Below are 22,851 nucleotides of genomic sequence, written 5' to 3'. Positions count from 1 at the left end.
CGGGCTGCCTATCGTGCGCTCACCGCCCGATCGCCGAGGGAGCGTACGCCGATGACTCTCACCGCCTCCGCCGCGCCACCGGAGACCGCTCCGACCGCCCCCGGCCCGGGCGCCCCCGGGGCGGCCGACGTCGTCGCCCGGCACCTGGCCGCCGCGCCCGCGCTGGAGCAGGCCGTCTGGGCGGACGCCCGATCCGCGCCGACCCGGCTGCGGGCCGCCGCCGGCCTGCTGCTGGCCGCGGTGGTCGCCACCGGACTGGACTGGGCGCCGTCGCTGGCCTGGCTGCGCGGCGACGCCGCGCCCGCCGACCCGGGCGAGGGTACGACGGCTCCAGGTCACGGCGCGGCGTCGGACGCGCCGAGCTGGAGTTCTCGCAGGGTGCCGGACGACGAGGCCGGACCGGCCACCGAGGGACGGGTCGCCGCGGAGGCGGCCTTCCTGCGCAACGAGGCCGAGTGGACGAGCTGGTACCGGCGGACCCGGGAGGAGGCCCAGGCCCCCGGGACCGGGCTGGGGGAGTGGCGCCGGCACCTCGTCGACACCCTCGCCGAGCTGCGCCGCCTGGAGCGCGCCGGGCAGCTCGACGCCGCAGCCGAGACGGTCCTGCGGCGGCTCGTCGGGCGGCACCAGGAACGGATCGGGCTGACCGCCGGCGAGCGCGCCCAGGCCACCTGGCTGGTCTCCCTCGCGGTGCTCCGCACCGCGCCCCGCGGCCCGTTCTTCGCCGACGGCCCCGACGCCCTCGACCGGCGGCTGCACGAGGAGGCCAAGTACGCGCCCACCACCATCCTCGACCAGATGCCCGACCTGGTCGGCGCCGGCACCGACGGCCGCCAGCCGCTGCCCGTACGTGGCACGCCGCTGCCGCTGGCCGGGCCGGGCGCGGAGCTGCCCGGGCTGGCCGAGGTGCTGCTCGCCCGGCGCAGCGCGTACGGCACGTACGCCGGCCCGCTCACCGTCGAGGACCTGGGCCGGCTGCTCTACCACTCCGCCGCGGTCACCGGGGAGAAGACCATGGGCGGCGCGGACGCGCCGCTGCGGGTCCGGCCCCACCCGAGCGGCGGCAGCCGCTACCCGCTGCGGCTGCTGGCCTACTGCCACGACGTCCAGGGCGTGCCGCGCGGGCTCTACCTGCACGACCCGGACGGGCACGCGCTGCTCCCGCTCGACGCCCGGGACCTGACCGGCGAGCTCATCCCGGCGGTGCCGGCGACCGATCCCCGGCTGCCCGCCACCAAGGCCGGCGGCAAGATCGACGCGGCCGGTTGTCCACTCTGGCTCTTCCTGGTCGCCGACCTGACCTACCAGCGGCTGCACTACGGCCTGCGCTCCTACCGGCTGGTGCTGCTGGAGGGCGGGCACCTGGCGCAGAACCTCTCCCTGGTCTCCACCGGGCTGGGGCTGTCCAGCGTCGGGCTCTGCGGCTTCTACGACGACGCGCTGCACGCCGCGCTCGGCCTCGACGGGGTGAACTCCGCCGTCCTCTACACCTACCTGGTCGGCCGGGTGTCCAACCCGGCCACGCCGGGCTGAGCCGGCCGGCGCCCCGCCACGACACCGACGGTTCGTCACCGCGTCGGTACCCGGTGACATGATGGGGCGCATGCAGGTTGGCATCCTCGGGCCGCTCACCGTGGCCGCCGACGGCCGGCAGGTCGAGATCGGCGGCGCCCGGCTGCGCCGGCTGTTGATCCTGCTCGCCCTCGAGGTCGGCCGCACGGTGACCGTCGAGGCGCTGACCGACGCGCTCTGGGCGGACACCGCCCCGACCGACCCGACGAACGCCGTCCAGTCGCTGGTGTCCCGGCTGCGCCGGGCGCTGCCGGTCACCTCCGCCCTGCACTCGGCGCACGGTGGCTACCGGCTGGAGCTGCCCCGGGAGGCGGTGGACGCGTACCGGTTCGAGCGGCTGGCCCGGGAGGGTCAGCGGGCGCTGCGCGCCGGCGACCCGGCCACCGCGACCACCCGCCTGGCCGAGGCGCTGTCGCTGTGGCGCGGCCCCGCCCTCGCCGACGCCACCGACACCCGCTACGCCGCCGCTGCCGCCGCCCGGCTGGAGGAGCTGCGGCTCTCCGCGCTGGAGGACCGGGCCGAGGCCGACCTGGTCTCCGGTCGGGCCGACCAGCTCGTCGCGGAGCTGGAGGAGTTGGCCGCCCGGCATCCGCTGCGGGAGCGCACCCGCGCCCTGCTGATGCACGCCCTCTACGCCACCGGCCGGCAGGCCGAGGCGCTGCGCTCCTACGAGGACTTCCGGGCCCGGCTCGCCGAGGAGCTCGGCGTCGACCCGTCCCCCCGGGTACGCGACCTGCACGTGGCCATGCTCCGCCGCGACCCCGCGCTGACCCCGGCCGTCGTGCCGCTCGCCGTGGCCCCGCCGGCCGGGGTGCCGGAGGCTGCTGCCCCGGCGCCGGCCGGTCCGCCGCCCGCCGCCGCGCCCGAGCCCCCGGGCGCGGCCGCCCGGCCCGGCAACCTGCGGGCCCCGCTGACCACCTTTGTCGGCCGGTCCGACGAGCTGCGGCGCCTCGCCGACCAGCTCCGGGACGGCCGGCTGGTGACCCTGGTCGGCCCGGGCGGCGCCGGCAAGACCCGGCTCGCCACCACCCTGGCCGGTTCGCTGGCCGACGCCCACCCCGGCGGCACCTGGCTGGTGGAGCTGGCGGCGGTCACCGACCCGGACGACGTACCGCAGGTGGTGGTGCGGGCCCTCGGCCTGCGCGAGGCCGGCCTGCTGGACGGCCCGGCCCCCCGGGACCTGCTCGACCAGCTGGTCGAGGCGTTCTCGGTCGCGCCGGCGCTGCTGGTGCTGGACAACTGCGAGCACCTGGTGGACGCCGCCGCCCAGCTGGTCGACGAGCTGCTCGGCCGCTGCCCGGGGCTGCGGGTCGTGGCCACCAGCCGGGAGCCGCTGGGCATCGTCGGCGAGGCGCTCTGCCCGGTGCCGCCGCTCGCCCTGCCCGCCCCGGCGGCCACCGTCGCCGAGGCCGCCGAGTCCCCGGCGGTGCAGTTGTTCGTCAACCGGGCGGCCGCGGTCCGGCCCGGCTTCGCGGTCACCCACGCCAACGTCGCCGCGGTGGTCGAGGTCTGCCGGCGGCTGGACGGCCTGCCGCTCGCCATCGAGCTGGCCGCCGCCCGGACCCGGACGCTGCCGGTAGAGGAGCTGGCCGCCCGGCTCTCCGACCGGTTCCGCCTGCTCACCGGGGGCAGCCGGACGGCCATGCCCCGGCACCGCACGCTGCGCGCCGTGGTGGCCTGGAGCTGGGACCTCCTGGAGCCCGACGAGCGCCGGCTGGCGCAGCGGCTGGCCGTCTTCCCCGGCGCGGTCACCCCGGAGAGCGCGGCCCGGCTCTGCGAGCTGTCCCCGGCGATCGCGCCCGGCGCGCTGGACCTGCTCGCCGCGCTGGTGGACAAGTCGCTGCTGCAACGGCTGGACGGCCCGCGGCCGCGCTACCGGATGCTGGAGACCATCCGGGAGTACGGCCTGGAACGGCTGGCCGAGGAGGACGAGGTGGGCGCCGCCCGGCGGGCGCACGCCGAATACTTCCTCGAGCTGTCCGAGCGGGCGGAGCCCCGGCTGCGCGGGCCGGAGCAGGTCGCCTGGCTACCCCGGCTGGCCGCGGAGCGGGAGAACCTGCTCGCCGCGTTCCACTTCGCCTGCGACACCGGCGACGCGGCGGTCGCGGTGCGGCTGGCCGCCGCGGTCAGTCCGCTCTGGACGGTGCAGGGCAACCATGCCGAGGCGGCCGCCTGGCTGCGCGCGGTGCTCGAACTGCCCGGCGACGCGCCGCCGGCGGCCCGCCGGGCGGCCACCGCGGCCTACCTGTTCAACACCGTGCTCTCCGGCGGCCGGGTCGGCGGGGACCTGCCGATCGAGGCGCTGCTGGCCCGCCTGCCCGGCCGCGGTGGGCCGGACGACCACCCGGTCGCCGCCCTGCTCGACCCGGCGCTGGCCTTCCTCCGCGAGGACGCGGCCGCCGGCCTGGCGGCCATCGCCCGGCTCCGCGGCCACCCGGACCCGTGGGCGCGCGGCATGCTCCTGCTGATGGCCGCCCTGCTGCACGGCCAGGACGGCGACACCGACGCGATGCGGGCCGACCTGGCGCAGGCGGCGGCCGCGTTCCGCGAGACCGGGGACCGCTGGGGGCTGGCCATGGCGCTCACCTTCGAGGCGCACGTCCACCTCGTGCTCGGTGACTTCCCGGTGGCGATGGCGTCCGCCGAGGAGGCCGGGGACCTGCTGCACACGCTGGACCCGGCGGCCGACGCCGCGTTGCAGCGCGTGCTGCTCGCCGTCGCGCTGATCTGGCACGGCGACCTGTCCCGGGCCAGGGACGAGCTGCGCACGCTGGTCGCCCCGGCCGCCCGGCCGGTCGCCGCCCGCTACCTGGTGCTGGCCCACCTCTGGCTGGGCCACCTCGCCCGCTACGACGGCGCGCTGGACGAGGCGGCCCGGGCGTACGAGCGGGCCCGCGCGGACCTGGAGCGCATCACCTTCGACGCGGCGCTGTACCGGGCCATGCACCGGTGCGCCTCGGCGCAGCTGGCGGTGGCCAAGGGCGACCAGGAGGCTGCCCGGGAGCATCTCGCCGCCGCGTTCGCGCTGGCCGCCGAGCCGGGCTACGTGCCGGTGCTGGCGGAGATCGGGGTGGCCGCGGCGGCGGCGTGCCTGGCGTGCGGCGAGGCGGAGTTGGCCGCCGAGCTGCTCGGGGCGGCCAGCGCCCTGCACCGCGGCCCGGACTCGTTCCACCCGGACGCGACCGAGCTGGGTCGCCGGCTCGCCGAGGTGCTGGGCGGGGACGCCCACAGCGCCGCCGTCGAGCGAGGGCGGGCCCGCGACCGGGCCGATGCCCTCGCCCTCATCGACGCTCAGGTACGCCGTCGGTAGGCGCGTACCGCGAGGGGCATGAAGAACGCGAGCAGCCCGAGCGACCAGAGCAGGGTCCGCATCACCGGCCCGGCCACCGGCCCGCCGAGCAGCAGGCCCCGGCACGCCTCCATGGCGTGACTGGCCGGGTTGATCTTCACCCAGGCCTGGAGCCAGCCGGGCAGGGTGTCGGTGGGTGCGACCATGTTGGTGCCGAACGCGAGGGGGAACATGGTCAGCGTGACGATGCCCTGCACCCCGGCGGCGTCCCGGGACACCACGCCGGCCAGCACGTAACCCCAGCTCAGGCAGAAGCCGAAGAAGACGGTCAGGGCGCCGGCGGCGAGCGCCTGGAGGAAGCCGGTCTCCACCCGGAAGCCGAGCAGGTAGCCGAACGCGAACACGGTGACCAGCGAGATCACGTACCGGATCAGGTCCCCGAGGACCGAGCCGATCAGCGGCGCCGATCGGCCGATGGGCAGGCTGCGGAACCGTTCGAAGACCCCGGTGCGGATGTCCGCGTTCAGGCTCACGCCCGTGATCATGATGCCGGAGATGATCACCGTCATCACCAGCGCGGCGGGGAAGATGAACTGGAGGTACTCCTGGGTGTTGCCGGAGACCGCACCGCCGAACAGGTAGACGAACATCACCAGGAAGATCACCGGGATGAGCACCGCGTGGGCGAGACCCTCCGGGGTGCGGCGCACCTTGATCAGGCTCCGCCGGGCCAGCGCGAGGCTGTGCCGCAGCAGCCCGTACGGGCGCTTGACCGGCTCGGTCACCGTGCCGGTGGACTGGCTGGGGACACTGGTCGCGGTCACGCCGCCACCTCCTGTTCGCGCTCGGGCTCGGCGGTGTGCCGGCCGGTGAGGGTGAAGAACACCTCGTCCAGGCTGGGCAGCCGCAGGGACAGCTCGGTCACCGCGATGTTCGCGGCGGCGAGCTGGCGGACCACCTCGGTGAACGCCGTGTCGCCGACCACCGGCACGGTGAGCACCCCGGGGCCGACCTGCTCGGGCACGTGCCCCGCGACGCTGCTCAGGATGGCCGCGGCCTCGCTCACCTGGGCCGGGTCCGCCGCGCGCAGCTGGATGGTCTGCCCGCCGACGACCTGCTTCAGCTCGTCCGGGCTGCCGTTGGCGATGACCTTGCCCCGGTCGAGGACCACGATGTCGTCGGAGAGGGTGTCCGCCTCCTCCAGGTACTGCGTGGTGAGCAGGACGGTGGTGCCGTCGCCGGCCATCGTCCGGATCATCCGCCAGACCTCTTCCCGCTTGGCCGGGTCGAGCCCGGTCGTCGGCTCGTCGAGGAAGATCACCGCGGGCCGACCGATCATGCTGGCGGCCAGGTCGAGCCGGCGCCGCATGCCCCCGGAGTAGGTGCCGACCCGGCGGCCCGCCGCCTCGGTCAGCTCGAACCGCTCCAGCAGCTCCGTGGCCCGGGCGGTCGCCTCGGCCTTGCGCAGGTCGAGCAGCTGGCCGATGAGCACCAGGTTCTCCGCGCCGGTCAGGTCCTCGTCGACCGAGGTGTCCTGCCCGGCGATGCCGATCAGTCGGCGCACCCGGGCCGGCTGGCGCACCACGTCCACCCCGCCCACCGTCGCGGTGCCCGAGTCCGGGCGCAGCAGGGTGGCGAGGATCCGTACCGCCGTGGTCTTGCCCGCGCCGTTGGGCCCCAGCACGCTCAGGACCGTGCCCTGGCGGGCCGCGAAGTCGACGCCGCTGAGCGCTGTGTTCGTGCCGAAACGCTTGACGAGGGCCTCGGCCTGGAATCCGTACCGCATGCCGTCGATGCTGGCAGCGGCCGCTGGCAGAGCCCGCACAGATCGCTGTCACCCGGCGTCACGCGACGGCGTGCCCCGGACGTGGCACGGGGCCGTGGCCGACCTCGGCGGTCGGCCACGGCCCCGTTCCTCGGGGGGTGAGCAGGGTTCAGGCGGTGTCCAGGTCGCGCCGGCGGAAGGTGGCCAGGCCGGCCGCCCCGAGCAGCAGCACCAGCGCCCCCAGCCAGACCAGCGGCATGGCGGTCACGTCGCCGCCGGGCAGCCGGGGCAGGTGGGTGAACGGGGAGACGTCCATGACCCACTGGTTCAGCTCGAGCACCGGGCCGAGCTGGGCGATCAGCAGGATCGCCCCGACGAACAGCCAGGCCACCAGCGTGGCGCCGGGCAGCAGCCCGAACAGGGCCGCAGCCAGCGCGGCGGGCAACAGCGCGGCGGGCAGCTGCACCAGCGCCGCGCCGAGGATCCGGGGCAGCTCGCCACCGACGTCCCCGGAGCGGGCCCCGTGCACCAGCCCGACCACCAGGCCCGCGGTGAGCAGCAGCACCACCACGCCGACCGCCGCGACCAGCACGTGGCTGAGCGCGTACCGGGTGCGGGTCACCGCTGCGGCGAGCACCGGCTCGGCCCGCAGCCCGGACTCCTCCGACCGCAGCCGCAGCACCGCCGAGACCGCGTACGCGGCGGCGGCCAGGCCGAGGATCCGCAGCACCCAGACCAGATAGCTGTCGACCAGCACGTCCGCGCCGCCGAGCTGCCGGATCGCCTTGGCGGCGGTGTCGTTGTTGCCGACCATGTCGGTGATGTCGTGGGCGAGCGAGCCGAGCACCGCCGCCCCCACCGCCACGCCGGCCGTCCAGGCGATCAGGCCGCCCCGCTGGAGCCGCCACGCCAGGGCGAGCGGGGTGGCCAGCCCGGGCCGGGCCGCGGCGGGGCCGAGCCGGGCCGCCAGCAGGCCCGCGCCGATGTCCCGCCGCCGGCTCAGCGCGACCGCGGCGCCGGTGAGCACCGCCCCGGTCACCACGGCCAGCCCCAGCACCCACCAGCGCTCCCCGGCGTACGGCCGGAGCTGGTAGAACCAGCCGGTGGGGGAGAGCCAGGCGAGCTGCCGGGCGGCCCCGGTGCCGTCGTTGGCCACCGAGGCGGAGTCGGCGATGCCGCGCAGCAGGAAGGTGCCGCCGAAGACGGCGAGGGCGATCCCGTTCGCCGTGCGCGCCGCCTCCACCAGCTGCGCGGTGACCGCCGCGACGGCGGCGAAGACCCAGCCGACCATGGTGACGCCCAGCCCGTACGCCAGCGAGCCGGCGCCGGACAGCCCGGCCCCCATCAGGCCGGCCGCGATGCCCAGCCCGATCAGCAGGTCGGCGACGCCGACCACGAGCAGGGCGGCGGCCAGCCGGGCGTGCCGGCCGACGGCCGCGGCGGTGACCAGCTCCGCCCGGCCGCTCTCCTCCTCGGTGCGGGTGTAGCGGATGACCAGCATGATGCTGGTGATCGCCACCAGCAGCAGCACCCAGACCGCGCTCTCCTTGACCACGATCCCGCCGAGGTGCTCGACGCCGATGCTCGGCCCGCTGAACACCGCGGCCGCCGGGTTGCTGCCAACCCCCTCGGCGTACTCGCGCTGCTTCTCCACCGCGGCGTACGCGTCGGCGATCGACCCGGCCGGGCCGGCGGCCAGGCTGATCGCGAGCAGCACCCACACCGGCAGGCCGATCCGGTCCCGGCGCAGGGCCAGCCGGGCCAGGCGCCCGGTGCCGACCAGCTCACTCATCGGGCACCGACCTTCTCCCCGCTGCGGTGCGGGCCGACGTCGTAGTGGCGCAGGAACAGCTCCTCCAGCGTGGGCGGCTGGCTGACCAGCTCGCGCGCCTCGTACTCGCCGAGCCGGCGCAGCACCCCGGGCAGCGCGTCCGGGTCGACCTGGAGGGTGACCCGGTCGCCGTCCACGGTGACGTTGTGGGTGCCGGCCAGCTCGCCGAGCCCGGCGGCCGGGCGGCCCAGCCGGGCCTGGATGGTGGTGCGGGTCAGGTGGCGCAGCTCGCTCAGCGAGCCGGTCTCCACGATCCGCCCCGACCGGATGATGCTGACCCGGTCGCAGAGCTTCTCCACCTCGCCGAGGATGTGGCTGGCCAGCAGCACGGTGCGGCCCTCCCGGCGGACCTCGCTCACGCACTGGTTGAACACCTCGGACATGAGCGGGTCGAGGCCGGAGGTCGGCTCGTCCAGGATGAACAGCTCCACGTCCGAGGCGAACGCCGCGACCAGCGCCACCTTCTGCCGGTTGCCCTTCGAGTAGGCCCGGCCCTTCTTGCGCGGGTCGAGCTGGAAGCGGTCGAGCAGCTCGGCCTTGCGGCGCGGGTCCAGCCCGCCACGCAGCCGGCCGAGCAGGTCGATGGTCTCCCCGCCGGACAGGCGCGGCCACAGGCTCACATCACCCGGCACGTACGCCAGCCGCTTGTGCAGCCGGGTGATGTCCCGCCAGGGGTCGCCGTCCAGCAGCCGCACCGTGCCCGCGTCGGCGCGCAGCAGGCCGAGCAGGATCCGGATCGTGGTCGTCTTGCCCGCGCCGTTGGGGCCCAGGAAACCGTGCACCTCACCGCTGCGCACGGACAGGTCGATGCCGTCCAGCGCCACCGTCTTGCCGAATCGTTTGACCAGGCCCTGGGCCTGGAAGGCGTCACTCATGCGGCGAGGTTCGCAACCGCTGCTGGCAGACGTCGCACAGATCGCTGTCACCCGGTCACTGGATCTCCGACATCCAGTCGGCCGCCCGTTCGCCCAGCATCACGCAGGTCAGGTTGGGGGTGGCCCGGGGCACGGCGGGCAGCACCGAGGCGTCCACCACCCGCAGCCCGTCCACCCCGTGCACCCGCAGGAACTGGTCGACCACCGCACCCCGGTCGTCGGCCGGGCCCATCCGGGCCGTGCCGGTCGGGTGCCAGGAGGGCGCGACGAAGGTGCGTACCGCCCGGCGCAGCAGCGGCTCCTCGGCTACCATCCGGTCGGTCCAGAGCAGCACCCGCTCCAGCAGCCCACCCATCGCCGGGGCGCGCAGCAGCGACCAGATCAGCCGGGTGCCGGTCATCAGCCGCTGCTCGTCGCGGGGCTCCCGGGCCAGGTGGAGCCGGATCTCCGGCGGGCTGTCCGGGGCCGCGTCCCGCAGCCGGACGGTGCCGCGCGAGTCGGTGCTCATCAGCATCACCGCCACCGACACGCCGGGCCGCCCGCGCAGCATCGGGCCGAGGGTGGGCACGTCCTCCGGGGAGACGTTGCAGTTGAGGAAGACCATCAGGTCCGGGTCGACGCCGTCGCTGGCCGCCCGCGCCACCACCGAGTGCCAGGGGTCGCCGGCCCGGCACAGCCCGGCCCGGGGCACCGCCCAGATGCCCAGCAGCGGGTGGTCGCTGAGGTTCGCCCCGACCCCCGGCAGGTCCACCCAGGGCCGTACGCCCAGCGCGGCGAGCCGTTCCGCCGGCCCGATGCCGGAGCGTTGCAGCAGCAGCGGGGTGTTCACCGCGCCGGCGCTGAGCGTCACCCGGTCGGCCCGGACCCGGACGGTCCGCCCGTCCCGGCGCACCTCGAGCCCGGTGACCCGGGGCCCGTCGCCGAGCAGCCGCAGCGCGGTGGTGTCCGGCCAGACGGTCAGGTTCGGCCGGCCCCGCGCGGCGGCCAGGTACGTCTCGGCGGTACCCATCCGGCGGCCGTGCCGGGAGTTCGTCGGCAGCGGCCCCACCCCCGGCGTCGGATTGCCGTTGAGGTCGGCCACCGGCGGCAGCCCCTGCTGCCGGCAGGCGTCGACGAACGCGTCGCTGATCGGGGTGGTGGCGGTCAGCCGGCGGATCGGCACCGGGCCCCGGTCGCCGTGCTCGGGCCCGGTCACGTCGTGGTCGGTCTCCATCCGCACGAAGTACGGCAGCACCTTCCACCAGGCCCACTCCGGGTTGCCCGCGGCGGCCCACTCGTCGAAGTCGGCGGGCAGCCCGCGCAGCGCGATCGCGCCGTTCACCGCCGAGGAGCCGCCCACCACCCGGCCCACCCGGTACGGGACCGGCCGCTCCCCGTCGGCGGTCTCGTACGCCCAGTTCAGGCCGGACAGGGTGGGGCGGCCGAGCTGCTCGGGAGCGCTGTCCGTTCCGGACCGGTCCGGGCCGGCCTCGATCAGCAGCACCCGCCGCCCGGTCTGTTCGGAGAGGCGGGCGGCCAGGGTGGCGCCGGCGGACCCGGCGCCCACCACCACGTCGTCCCAGCCGACCTCCGGGCTCACGCCTGCTCTCCGAGCAGGCCGCGGACGGTCTCGGCCAGCTCGGCCACCGTCGGGCTGTCGAAGAGCATCGGCAGGCCCTCGTCGGCGTCCGGCTCGATGCCGAACTCCTCGCGCAGCCGGCCCAGGATCCGGACCGCGTGCAGCGAGTCGGCGCCCAGCTCGAAGAAGTTGTCGGTCACCCCGAAGTCGTCGCGGCCCAACGCCTCCTGCCAGATCGCCAGGATGGTCTGCTCCACGTCGTCGCCGGGAGCGGCCCGGTGCTCCGCCGGGTCCGGCCCGGTCCAGGGCGTCGGCAGCGCGCCCCGGTCCACCTTGCCGTTCGCGCTCAGCGGGATGCGGTCCAGCACCGGGTAGTGGTGCGGCACCATGTACTCGGGCAGCACCCGGGCCAGCCCGGCGCGCAGCATCTCGGCGGGCGGCGGCGCGGCCGGGTCGGCCGGCACCACGTACCCGACGAGCTGGCGGCGGCCGGTGCCGGGGTTGGTGTCCACCACGGTCACCGCCTCGGCCACCCCCGGCTGCCGGGACAGCGCCGCGGTGATCTCGCCCAGCTCGATCCGGAAGCCGTTCAGTTTCACCTGGTCGTCGTCGCGGCCGAGGAACTCGATGGTCCCGTCCGGCAGCCACCGGCCGAGGTCGCCGGTGCGGTAGAGGCGCTCGCCGGTCACCGGGTGCCGGACGAAGCGCTCGCCGGTGCGGACCGGGTCGGCCCAGTAGCCCAGCGCCACGCCCGTCCCGCCGATCCAGAGCTCGCCCGGCGTCCACACCGGACACGGCGCGAACCGGCCGTCGTAGACGTGCATGGTCTGGTTCGCCATCGGGCGCCCGTACGGGATGCTGGTCCAGTCGGCGCCGACCACGCCGATCGGGTAGTGGATCGACCAGATGGACGCCTCCGTCGCGCCGCCCAGGCTGTGCACCGCCGCCTGCGGGTGCCGGGACCGGATCGCGTCGGGCAGCCGCACCGGGATCCAGTCGCCGCTGAGCATGACCACCCGCAGCGCCGACTCCGCCGGGTCGGCGTGGGCGGGCGCGTCGACCCAGGCCTGCATCAGCGCGGGCACCGAGTTCCACACCGTCACCCGGTGCCGGCGGACCAGGTCGCTCCAGTGCTCCGGGTCGGCGGCCCGGGCCGGCGCGGGCAGCACCACCGCCGCCCCGGCCGCGAGGGCGCCGAACACGTCGTAGACCGACAGGTCGAAGCTCAGCGCGGACAGGCCCAGCACCCGGTCGGCCGGGGTGACGCCGAAGCGGGCGTTGACGTCCTGCACCGTGTTGGCCGCGCCCCGGTGGTCGATCATCACGCCCTTCGGCCGGCCGGTGGAGCCGGAGGTGAAGATGACGTACGCCAGGGCATCCGGGCCAGGCCCGGGACCGGCCGCGGCCGGGTCGGCGGCGTGCACCTCCGGGTCGTCCAGGGTGACCAGGCGCAGGCCGGCCGGCCAGGCCAGCTCGTCGCGCAGCCGCGGGGTGGTCACCACGATCCGCACCCCGCCCTGGTCGAGCAGGTCGGCCCGGCGGGCGTCCGGCCAGGCCGGCTCGATCGGCAGGTACGCGGCCCCGGCCCGGGTCACGCCCAGCACCGCGGGCACCTGCTCGGCGCAGCGGTCCAGCACCACCGCCACCAGTTGGCCGGTGGTCGCGCCCAGCTCGCGCAGCCGGGCCGCCAGCCGGCGGGCCCGGTCGACCACCTCGCCGTGGGTCAGCTCGCCGTCCGGCGTGATCACCGCGGTCGCGTCGGGCTGCGCGGCGGCGCGCTCCTCGACCAGCTCGCAGAGGGTACGCGCGGGAAGGTCGGCGGCCGTCTCGTTGACCCGCCGCCGCTGCTCCACCTGGTGCGCCGGCAACGGCACCGGCGCGTCCACCTCGTCCCAGGCCGCGCCGTCGGCGGCGAGCCGGCGCAGCAGCGCCTGGTAGCTGTCGAACATGTCGTCGAGCAGCCCGGCCGGGAAGAGCGCCTCCACCGCGTCCCAGTCCAGGCAGAGGTCCCCGCTCTCCTCGGTCACCTGGTGGTCCAGCCAGACCTGCGGGGTCTGGCTGATCCCGTACCCGAACTCGCCGAAGAACCGCGAGTCGGGCGTCCGGTTCTCCCGGTCCCCGAGCGCGAGGGCGCTGGTGAACACCACCGGCATGGCCGCCCCCGGCCCGCCGCCCAGCCGCCGGGACCGCTCCCGCAGCACCCGGACCCCGCTGAACGCCGAGTGCTCCAGGTCCTGCACGAGCTGGCGGTTGAGCCGGCGGGCCCGGTCGGCGAACGACTCGCCCGGGCCGGCCGTGGCGGCGAGCAGGGTCACCGAGGTGAAGTCACCGATGATCTCGCCGATCCGGGGGTGCAGCGGCCGCCGGTTGAACAGGCTGAGGTTGAGGGTGAAGTCCGTCTGGCGCGACCAGGTGCGCAGCACCTCCGCGTACGCGGTCATCACCGCGACCGACGCGGTGACCCCGTACCGCTGGGCGGTGGCCTTGAGGGCGTCCCAGAGCGGGCGGGGCAGCCGGGCGCTGCGCCGGACGAACTCCACCGGCGCGGCGCCGGGGCCGCCGACGGCGCCGGCGCGCAGCGGCAGGGCCGGCGCGGGCGGCAGGGTGTCCAGCCGGTCCCGCCAGTACGCCTCGGCGGCCCGGTACTCGCGGCCGTCCCGGGCCGCCTCCTCGGCCAGCACGTAGTCCCGGTAGGACAGCGGCAGCGGCTCGGGCGCCCAGTCCGGGTCGGTGTAGAAGCGCCGCCAGTCCCGGAACAGCAGCTGCAGGCTGAACGCGTCCATGATGAGCACGTTGATGCTGACGTGCAGCCGGGTCCGGCGCTCGTCGACCAGCGAGGCGCGTAGGTCGAACAGCGGCCAGTGCTCCGGCGGCAGCAGCTGGTGGCCCATCTCGGCGCGGGTCTTGGCCAGCGCGGCCTGACGCTCGTCCTCGGGCACCGCGCGCAGGTCGGCGACTGCCAGCTCGTACGGCGGCACCTCGGCCAGGATCCGCTGCCGCCCGTCCGGGTCGACCACGGCGCGCAGCATGTCGTGCCGGTCGATCACCTTGCGCAGGCTCTCCGCCAGCCGGACCGGGTCGAGGTCGAGCCCGTCCAGCTCGAAGTAGTAGTGGGTGGCCACCCCGCCCAGTTGCAGCGCCGGGTTGCGCCCCACCCAGTAGGCGTGCTGGATGTCGGTCAGCGGGAACGGCTCGTGCCGCTCCTCGGGCCGGGGCACGATCTCCGGCGGGGATCCGCCGTCGGACATCCGGCGCAGCAGCGCGACCAGCGCGTCGCGGTGCTCGCGCAGCTCCTCGCGCAGCTGCGGGGTGAGCGCGCCGGCGGCGGCCCGGACGTCCAGCCGGTCGTCGACCAGGCGCAGCCGCACACCGCGCCGGTGCAGTTCGGACAGTAGGTCAGGCGCCGTCATGATCTCTCCTGCCAGGTCTCGGGTCGTCGGGGCGGGACGGGCGCCGGCGGTGCCGCCGGCGGGGGACGGTGCTCATCGGCCCGGAGCGCCGGCCGGGGTGCCCAGGGCGGCGGCCACCCCGTCGACGAACTCCGTCCAGCCGTACATGCCGGAGATGAAGCCGAAGAAGCGGTCCATCTGCTCCTGGTGGCCCTGGATCGCGCGCAGCACGTCGAGCAGCTCGTCGGTCGGGCGCAGCCGCGCCGCCTGGAGGTTGAAGTGGTACGTGGGCAGCGACTCACGGTCGCGCCGGACGGTGTAGTCGACCAGGGCCCGGTCCACCGGCCGCTCGCCGGCCAGCGCCGGGTGCAGGTGCTCGGCGAGCAGCGCGGCGTGCCCGATGGCGTCGCTGATGCCGTTGGCCCCGATCGAGTCCTTGTGGTAGCCGGCGTCGCCGACCAGCGCCCAGCCGGGGCCGCTGCCCCGGCGGAAGAAGTTCGGCAGCCGGCCGGTGCCGACGAAGCGTTCCTCGCGCCGGCCGGCGCGGACCCGCTCCAGCACGCTCGGCGCCGCGAGGGCCAGGGAGCGGAAGTACGACCCCTCGATGTCCTTGCGGACCTCGTCGAACTCCTCGCGCGGCGCCTGTACGACGACCATGACGAGACCGTCGTTGGTCGGTACCGCCCCGACCAGCCGGCGGTGGTCGACGAACACCTCGTAGTCGGCGGTGAACCCGCTCCAGTAGGTGTAGTAGACGCAGCAGAGCGAGGGCACCGCCTCGTACTTGGGCGCCTGCACCTTCTTGGCGACCACCGAGTCGAGGCCGTCCGCGCCGATCACCACCCGGGCCCGCTCGGTGAACTCGCCGCGCGGCCCCCGGGCCCGGATCCCGACCACCCGGTCGCCGTCCCAGAGCAGGTCGGTGACGTTGCACTCCTCGCGCAGCTCGGCGCCGGCCGCCTCGGCCGCCCGGACCAGCAGGGTGTCCAGCACGAAGCGGCGTGGGCCGTAGCCGGCCCGGATCCCGTCCACGGCCGGCGCGCAGCCGGTCACCGGCACCCCCGCCAGGGTCCAGCGGGACACCTCCAGCGGCGGGCAGCCGCTGGCCCGCAGCGGGTCCAGCAGGCCCCAGCCGGCCAGCCGCGCGATCGTCGGCGGGTGGACGTAGTGGGTGGACATCGTGTCGCTGGGAAAGCTCGCCCGGTCCAGCAGCAGCACCCGGTGCCCGGCCCGCGCCAGCAGCATCGCGGTGGTGGCACCGGCGCAGCGCGCACCGACGACGATCGCGTCGTACATGGGACTCCTCGAGAACCGCCGAGCAGGTGTCACCATGGTGCGACGGACGACGATCCCGAGGCCATACGGAAAACGTAAAGATATTTACGACACATCAATTTGTGGGGCACGTTTCCGGGGTACCGGGAGAACGCCGTCACGCAGCGCGGAAAGACCCCCCTACGGCGCCTTCGTGGTCCCCTTATCGTGCGGGCTGAGCAGCACGGACGCCCCCTAGTCGGGGCCGCTCGATTGACCGTCGAATTGGTGCGACCATACCGTCCACTCTCGACGAGTGCATTCTAGACCGGGGGATTGGATAAATGGGGCAACCGGCTCAGGAAAGGGCGATCGCCATTTCACCGGAGGACCGGAAGGTTCTCGTCTCGCTGTCCGGGGGTGACCGCCGGGGCGGGGAACCCCTGCGCGCCGCCATCGTGCTGACCGCCGCCAGCGGCCTGTCGTACGCGGAGACGGCCCGCCGGCTGGCCACCACCCGGCCGACCGTGGCGACCTGGCTGCGCCGCTACGCCGAGGAGGGGGTGCCCGGCCTGCGCGACCGGGTACGCCCCGGCCGCCGGCCCCGGGTGCAGGAGGCGGACGTGGTGCTGCGGACGCTGACCACCGTTCCGCCCGGCGGTGGCGCCTGGTCCAGCCGGGCGCTCGGCGTCGAGCTGGGCCTCTCCAACGGCACCGTGGCCCGGATCTGGCGGCGCTGGGGGCTGCGCCCGGCCGAGCCGGCCGGGTTCCGCCTGCCGGGGCTGCCCGACCTGCCGCTGGCCGGCGCGGAGCTGGTCGGACTGCACTGCGACCTCAGAGACCGCCTGCTCGTCCTCGCCGCCGGCCCGGCTTCCGCCGTCCTCGCGTCCGCCGTGTCCGCGAGGTCGGCCACCGGCCTGGGCGCGGTCGTCGCGGCGCTGACCGGCACCGGCCCCGCCAGCCCCGTGACGACCTCGCCGCCGTCGCTGGCCGACTTCCTGGCGGCGGTCGCCGACGGCCGCCCGGACGGGTGCCTGCACGTGCTCGTCGCCGGAGAGGAGACCGCCTGCCGGCCGATGGTCCGTGCCTGGGTGGCCCGGCACGGCCACCGGGTCCAGGTGGCGCCGGCGGAACCGACGTGGACCGAGCTGGCGGCGGTGGCGGCCGGACTGACCGCGCCGATCACGGGCCGGCCCGCCCCCGATCTCGGCGGCACGCTGGTGGCCGCGCTGCGCTCGGCCTGGCGGACGGCATGGTTCAGCGGAGAGCCGTGCCACTGGCTGGCTGCGCCGCCGACCAACCGGTAGCCCGGCCCGCCGGCCGCTGCCGGCGCTCGCCTTCGGGACCGTGCTCACCGAGCTGCTGACCTCCGCCTCCACCGGCCGCGTCGGCCCTGTGCGTGCCCGCCGCCGTCGGACGACGAAGACCCAGAAGCGATATGTCTCAGCGGCATATTTATGCCGCTGAGACATATCGCTCTCAGTCAGGGCGTCGTCCGGACCATCGCCCCGAGCAGCGCCCGGCGGCGGCCGAATGGTGATTGCAGCTCACCCGTCGGCCGCGCCCGCCGTCGACTGCACCCCGGTCGGTGGGGCCGCGGTCCCGGCGGCCGGCGCGCCGACCGGCTGCGTTCCCGGAACGGGCTGGGCCGGTGCAACGTGTGCCACGTCCCGGGCGTGCACCCGGCCGAGGGTGAGCGCCACCCCGGCGGCGAGCAGCCCACCGGCGGCGAGCACCTGGTAGGCGCGGTGGAACGCGGCCAGCGGGGTGCCGCTGCCGTCGGCCAGGACGGTGATCAGGACGGCGATGCCGAGGACCGCGCCGACCTGCCGCAGGCACGAGGCGATGGCCACCCCGGTGGCGAAGCGGGCCCGGGGGAACTCGGCGAACGCCGCGTGGCCGAAGCCGGGGAAGCTGAAGGCCGCCCCCGCCCCGATCAGCACCGCCGCCGGCAGGAAGTCGGCGAGGAAGTTCGGCTGCCCCGGGGCGCGGGCGAACAGCAGCGCCCCGGCGGCGAAGAACAACCCGCCGGGCAGCGCCACCGCCCGGGGCCCGAACCGGTCGCCGAGCCGGCCGACCAGCGGGGCCAGCGCCGCCGCGGTCACCGGGCCGGCGGTCAGCGCGCCGCCGGTGGCCAGGCTGTCGTAGCGCCACACCTGGGTCAGGAAGAGCACGTTGCACAGCAGCAGCGCGTTCATCGCCGCGGCGAAGACCAGCGAGCCGAGGTTGGCGACGCTGAACGAGCGGATCCGCACCAGCGCCGGCTCGATGACCGGGGCCGGGTGCCGGCGCGACCGCAGCGCCAGGGCGAGCAGCAGGGCCGCGCCGACGGCGAGGGTGCCGCCGAACGCCGCCGACGTGGCCCCCCAGTCGGGCAGCCGGACCACCGCCAGGGCGAGGGCCCCGACCCCGCCACCGAGCAGCAGTGCCCCGACCACGTCCGGGAACGGCCCCGGCGTGCTGTCCCGGGTCTCCCGGAGCACCCGGATCGCGGCCAGCAGGCCGGGCAGCCCGATCGCCAGGTTCACCAGGAACACCCACCGCCAGCCCTGCCAGGCCACCAGCGCGCCGCCGAGGGACGGGCCGGCGGCCCCGGCGACCGTCCCGGTGGCGGTCCAGAGCGCGATCGCGGTGGCCCGGCGCTGGACCGGGAACTCGGGCAGCAGCAGACCCAGCGAGGTCGGCATGATGGCCGCCGCGCCGAGCGCCTGCACGCACCGCGCCGCGATCAGCACCCCCACCGCGGGGGCCAGCCCGCAGGCCGCCGAGCCGACCAGGAAGAGCGCCACCCCGGCGAGGAACACCCGCCGCCGGCCCCACCGGTCGGCCAGCCGTCCGGCGGGGATCAGCGCCGCGGCGAAGACCACGTTGTACGCGTTGAGCACCCAGGACAGGTCGTTGAGCGAACTGTCCGGGAAGGCGTCCGCCAGGGCGGGCAGCGCCACGTTGACGATCGTCACGTCCAGCAGCGCCATCATCACGGCGACGGACGTGACCAGCAGGACCTTCCACTGGCGGGCCACCGGGGACCTCCTTCACGGACGGGTCGGCCACCGGCGCCGGTCGCGCGGTGGGTGGGGACGGCGGACCGGGCGGCCCGCCGGTAGCGGACAGGGGTCAGCCGCGGACCGCCCTGTTCAGCGCCGCGGCGACCTGCTCCACGCCGACGGCGGTGAGCACGGTGTGGTGGGTGCCGGGGACCGGCACGGCGGCCAGCCGCCCCCCGGTCAGCTCGGCCCAGCCCCAGTCGGGGCGGTCGCCGTACGGGTGGTCGGCGAACTCGCTGACCCGGCCGTCGCGGGCCCGCAGCACCGTGACGTCGGCGTCGACCCGTCCCGCCCGGTGGCCGGCGCAGGCCCGGACCACCGCGTCGAAGACCGCGTACGTGGCGGCGAGCGTGCCGCCGCTCAGGTCGTCCACCGGCACGCCCTGCTTGGCGGCCAGCCGTATCGCCCCGTCCAGCCGCTCGTCGGCGGGGAGCGCGGCCAGCTCGCGCAGCTGTTCGGGGGTGACCAGGGCGGGGTCGAAGCCCCGGTCGAGGTCCTCCACGAACCAGAGCGGGACGTCCGCCTCGGTCACCCGCTGCGGCGCCAGCGGGGCGGGGGCGTCGATCACCACCAGGTGCCGCACCCGCTCACCGGCCTCCTCGAGTTGGCGGGCCAGCTCCGCGGCGATGACCGCGCCGGAGGACCAGCCGCCGAGCAGGTACGGGCCGTGCGGCTGCTCCCGGCGCAGCGCGGCCAGGTAGAGCCGGGCCAGTTCGCCGAGGTCGGCCACCGGCTCCCGGCCGACCGCCGGGCCGGGCGCCTGCAGGGCGAGGCAGTCCCGGTCCAGCCGGGCGGCGAGGTCCCGGTAGCAGAGCACGTCGCCGCCGGCCGGGTGCACCAGCACCCAGGGCGGTACGTCCGTGTCGCCCGGCTCGCCGGTCAGCCGGACCAGCGGCGACCAGTCCGCCGGGGCGGCGTCCAGCCAGCGGGCCAGCCCGGCCACGGTACGCCGTTCCAGCAGCGCGCCGAGCGGCACCCGCCGGCCCAGCCGCTGCGCGATCTGGCCCACCACCCGCAGCGCCGCGAAGGACTGTCCACCCAGGTCGAAGAAGTCGTCCTCGACCCCGAGCCGGTCCGCCTGGAGGATCTCCCGCCAGATCTCGGCGAGCGCGGTCTCGGTCGGGGTGCGCGGCGGCACGTGCCGGCGTTCGCCGCCGCCGTCGGCGAGGTCGACCGTCTCCAGTGCCCGCCGGTCCACCTTGCCGTTGCCGGTGAGCGGCAGCGCGTCGCGGACCACCACGTGGGCGGGCACCAGGTAGGCGGGGAGCCGGCCGGCGAGGAACTCGCGGACGGCCACCGGGTCGGGCCGGTCCCGGCCGTCCCGCCCGACCACGAACGCGGCCAGCTGCCGCCCGGAGCCGGAGGTCCGGGCGACCACCGCCGCGCCGCCCACGTCCGGGTGCTCCAGCAGGGCGTGCTCCACCTCGCCGGGCTCCACCCGGAAGCCCTGGATCTTCACCTGGAAGTCCGCCCGGCCGAGGAACTCGACGGTGCCGTCGGGCAGGTACCGGCCGCGGTCGCCGGTGCGGTACAGCCGCTCCCCGGTGACCGGGTGCGACACGAACGCGGCGGCGGTGCGCTCCGGGTCGTTGAGGTAGCCCAGGGCCACCCCGATCCCGCCCACGTACAGGTGTCCCGGCACCCAGGTGGGCGCGTCCCGGCCCTGCTCGTCCAGGACGTGCCAGGTCTGGTTGGTCAGCGGCCGCCCGTACGGGATGCTCACCCAGTCCGGGTCGACCCGCTCGATCGGGTGGGCGATCGACCAGATCGACGCCTCGGTGGCCCCGCCCAGGCTGACCACCCGCGCCCCCGGCGCCACCGCGCGGATCCGGTCCGGCAGGGTCACCGGGATCCAGTCCCCGCTGAGCAGCACCAGCCGCAGGTCGAGCAGGCGTGCCCCGGTCGTCTCGGCCTCCTCGACGAGCAGTTGCATGAGCGCCGGCACCGAGTTCCAGACGGTCACCTTGCGGTCCCGGGCCAGCGCCAGCCAGGACGCCGGGTCGTGCCGCGCCGGGTCCGGCAGGACCAGGGTCGCCCCGGCCGCGGCGGCGCCGAACACGTCGTACACCGACAGGTCGAAGCAGAGCGAGGAGATGCCGAAGAGCACGTCCCGGTCGGTGACGCCCCAGTGGGTGTTGACGTCGGTCACCGTGTTCAGCGGCCCGCGGTGGTCCAGCATCGCGCCCTTCGGCCGGCCGGTGGACCCGGACGTGTAGATCACGTACGCCAGGTCGCCCGGCTCGCGCAGCGGCGCGTACCCGAGGGTCGGGCCGTCGTCGGCGACGTCCTCGACCACGACCGGCGGCACCGGCACCGCGCCGGCGAGCGCCGCCCGACTGCCCGCGTCGGTGACCACGGCGGCGGCCCCGGTGTCGGCCAGCAGCCAGCCGATCCGCTCGGCGGGCCAGCCGGGATCGATCGGCACGTACGCGCCGCCGGCCAGCAGCACGGCGTGCACGGCGACGATCTGCTGCCAGCCCTTCCCGGCGGCCACCGCGACGAGGTCGCCGGGGGTCACGCCGGCCTCCCGCAGCGTCGCGGCGAGCCGGCCGGCCCGCGCGTACAGGGTGGCGTAGTCGAGCGTGGTGTCCCCGGCGACCACCGCTGGACGGGTGGGTTGCTCGGCCGCCCGCCGCGCGAGGGGGGCGTGCAGCAGTCCCGGCGGGGGCGGCGTCCCGGGCGCGTTGAGCCGGGCCCGGCGATCCCGGTCGGTGGCCGGCAGCAGGTCGAACGACTCGCGGTCCCAGGCCTCGTCGCTGTCGGCGAGGGCGTCGAGCACCGCCCCGTAGCCGGCCAGCATGTCGTCCATCAGGCCGGGCGGGAACATCGCCTCCAGCACGTCCCAGACCGTCCACATGCTGCCGTCCCGCTGCTCCCAGAACTCGCAGTCGAGCAGCACTTGCGGCGTCTCCAGCAGGCTGTACACCGGCCGGTCGGTCTGCCCGACGAAGAGCGCGCTGCCCACCGCGTACGGGCAGACCGCCCGGCCCGGGGTGCGGCGGAGCTGGTTGACCGCCTGGAGCACCTTCACCCCGCTCCAGTAGACGTGCTGCATGTCGGAGAGCACCTGGGCCTGCAACCGGCGGGCCCGCTCCTGGAACGCGCCGCCGGCCCGCCAGTCCACCTCAAGGGGGTAGAGGGAGGAGAAGTTGCCGATCACCTCGCCGATCTGCGGGTGCAGCGGCAGCCGGTGGGTGTTCATGTTGTTGATCAGGAAGTGCCGGGATCCGCTCCACGCCCCGAGCACCTCCGCGTAGACCGCGCACAGGGCGTTGGTCTGGGACAGCCCGCGGGCGGCGGCCCGCCGGGTGAAGGCGGCCCACCGGGCCGGCGACAGCACGTGCTCCCGGCGTTCCAGCCGGGACCGGCGGCGGGTGTCCGAGCCGGCGGCGAGGGGCAGCTCCGGCGCGGTCGGCCAGTCGGCCATCCGGTCCAGCCAGTACCGCTTCGACGCCTGCCCCAGCGGCGACTCCTCCAGCTCGGCGAGGGCCAGCACGCAGTCCCGGTAGCTGAGCGTCAGCTCCGGCAGCGGCTCGGCGGGGTGGTCGTAGCAGTGCAGCAGGTCCTTGAGGAACCGGCCGGTGCCGGGCGCGTCGCTGAAGAAGTTGTTGTTGTTCCAGTGCATCCGGACCCGGCCGCCGGACAGCAGCGAGAGCCGGACGTCCAGCCAGGGCCAGCGGTCCAGGGGCAGTTCCCGGCGCTGCATGGCGGCCCGGGTCCGTTCGATGCCGGCCTGCTGCCCGGCCTCGTCGAGGCCGCGCAGGTCGATCACCTCGACCGGGATCGGCTCCGGGTCGCGGACCGTCTCCAGCATCATGTCCTCGCGGACCACCACCAGGCTGTGCCGGTGCCGCCGCGCCGCCGCGTTCAGCGCCCGGGTGAACCGGTCCGGGTCCAGCGCCGGGAAGTCCACCTCCATGTACTGGTGCGGCCGGACGTGGTACTCCAGCCCCTCCCGGCTGCCGACCAGGAAGGACATCTGGATGTCCGACGGCGGGAACGGCTCGTGCCGGGCGGCCGGGTCGGGGGTGATCTCCGGCAGCGCGGCGGCCGGTTCGGCGGCCCGGCGGCCCCGGGACAGCCAGCCGATCAGCTCCGCCCGGTGCCGGGTGATCCGCTCGCGCAGCTCCGGCGAGAGGCGCCCCTTCGGGGCGCTCACGCTCAGCTGGTCCTCGCCGGCCAGCTTCAACCGCACGTCGCTCCGGGCCAGGTCGGCCACCAGTGCGGCGACCGCGCCCTCGTCCACTCCGCTCACCGCAACACCCTTCCTC

The 22,851-nt window shown here is 75.8% G+C and carries 12 protein-coding genes; 3 read left to right on the top strand and 9 right to left on the bottom strand.

The genetic code is table 11. The features are described 5' to 3' along the window. Positions 1-51: 51 nt before the first annotated feature. Together ACGFI9_RS02770 and ACGFI9_RS02765 are read left to right on the top strand one after the other, a co-directional pair. Positions 52-1,533 carry a SagB family peptide dehydrogenase gene (locus ACGFI9_RS02770; protein ID WP_393174155.1) on the top strand — a complete coding sequence of 494 codons (1,482 nt, stop codon included), beginning with the start codon at positions 52-54 and terminating at the stop codon, positions 1,531-1,533. A gap of 70 nt (positions 1,534-1,603) precedes the next feature. Beyond that, positions 1,604-4,882, top strand: coding sequence for a BTAD domain-containing putative transcriptional regulator (locus ACGFI9_RS02765; protein WP_393174153.1), 3,279 nt, complete (start codon positions 1,604-1,606; stop codon positions 4,880-4,882). On the opposite strand, the gene ACGFI9_RS02760 is transcribed toward ACGFI9_RS02765, so the two are convergent. The 7 genes from ACGFI9_RS02760 to ACGFI9_RS02730 all read right to left on the bottom strand — a co-directional run bounded on the left by ACGFI9_RS02760 (position 4,864) and on the right by ACGFI9_RS02730 (position 15,575). After that, complete coding sequence (locus tag ACGFI9_RS02760) at positions 4,864-5,685, bottom strand: ABC transporter permease (RefSeq protein WP_393174151.1); 822 nt, start codon at positions 5,683-5,685, stop codon at positions 4,864-4,866. The two genes, ACGFI9_RS02765 and ACGFI9_RS02760, sit on opposite strands and share 19 nt — an antisense overlap. Next, entirely contained in the window at positions 5,682-6,647 is a 966-nt protein-coding gene (locus ACGFI9_RS02755) for an ATP-binding cassette domain-containing protein (RefSeq protein WP_393174149.1), read from the bottom strand. Before ACGFI9_RS02755 ends, ACGFI9_RS02760 begins: the two co-directional genes overlap by 4 nt. Positions 6,648-6,795: 148 nt before the next feature. Continuing rightward, positions 6,796-8,418 carry an ABC transporter permease gene (locus ACGFI9_RS02750; protein ID WP_393174147.1) on the bottom strand — a complete coding sequence of 541 codons (1,623 nt, stop codon included), beginning with the start codon at positions 8,416-8,418 and terminating at the stop codon, positions 6,796-6,798. After that, positions 8,415-9,332 carry an ATP-binding cassette domain-containing protein gene (locus ACGFI9_RS02745; RefSeq protein ID WP_393174145.1) on the bottom strand — a complete coding sequence of 306 codons (918 nt, stop codon included), beginning with the start codon at positions 9,330-9,332 and terminating at the stop codon, positions 8,415-8,417. The genes ACGFI9_RS02750 and ACGFI9_RS02745 overlap by 4 nt, the downstream gene beginning before the upstream one ends. Before the next feature lie 55 nt (positions 9,333-9,387). Next, the gene (locus tag ACGFI9_RS02740) at positions 9,388-10,911 is read right to left on the bottom strand and encodes a GMC family oxidoreductase (RefSeq protein ID WP_393174143.1); all 1,524 of its coding nucleotides are present in this window, start codon (positions 10,909-10,911) and stop codon (positions 9,388-9,390) included. Further along, on the bottom strand, positions 10,908-14,300 hold the full coding sequence (locus tag ACGFI9_RS02735; protein WP_393174141.1) for an amino acid adenylation domain-containing protein: 3,393 nt from the start codon (positions 14,298-14,300) through the stop codon (positions 10,908-10,910). Before ACGFI9_RS02735 ends, ACGFI9_RS02740 begins: the two co-directional genes overlap by 4 nt. Before the next feature lie 72 nt (positions 14,301-14,372). After that, positions 14,373-15,575: an NAD(P)/FAD-dependent oxidoreductase gene (locus ACGFI9_RS02730; protein WP_393174139.1), complete on the bottom strand. Its 1,203-nt coding sequence runs from the start codon at positions 15,573-15,575 to the stop codon at positions 14,373-14,375. A gap of 302 nt (positions 15,576-15,877) precedes the next feature. Here ACGFI9_RS02730 and ACGFI9_RS02725 point away from each other — a divergent pair, with 302 nt between their 5' ends. Next, the gene (locus ACGFI9_RS02725) at positions 15,878-16,840 is read left to right on the top strand and encodes a helix-turn-helix domain-containing protein (RefSeq protein WP_393174137.1); all 963 of its coding nucleotides are present in this window, start codon (positions 15,878-15,880) and stop codon (positions 16,838-16,840) included. Positions 16,841-17,080: 240 nt separating this feature from the next. Here ACGFI9_RS02725 and ACGFI9_RS02720 read toward each other — a convergent pair whose 3' ends face one another. Together ACGFI9_RS02720 and ACGFI9_RS02715 are read right to left on the bottom strand one after the other, a co-directional pair. Next, positions 17,081-18,556: an MFS transporter gene (locus tag ACGFI9_RS02720; RefSeq protein WP_393174135.1), complete on the bottom strand. Its 1,476-nt coding sequence runs from the start codon at positions 18,554-18,556 to the stop codon at positions 17,081-17,083. A gap of 94 nt (positions 18,557-18,650) precedes the next feature. Beyond that, the gene (locus tag ACGFI9_RS02715) at positions 18,651-22,835 is read right to left on the bottom strand and encodes an amino acid adenylation domain-containing protein (RefSeq protein ID WP_393174133.1); all 4,185 of its coding nucleotides are present in this window, start codon (positions 22,833-22,835) and stop codon (positions 18,651-18,653) included. Positions 22,836-22,851: the final 16 nt, after the last annotated feature.

Origin of the sequence: Micromonospora sp. NPDC048930, assembly GCF_043197935.1 — a bacterium.
Taxonomy (GTDB): Bacteria; Actinomycetota; Actinomycetes; order Mycobacteriales; family Micromonosporaceae; genus Micromonospora.
This window is presented reverse-complemented; position numbering and strand designations above follow the sequence as displayed.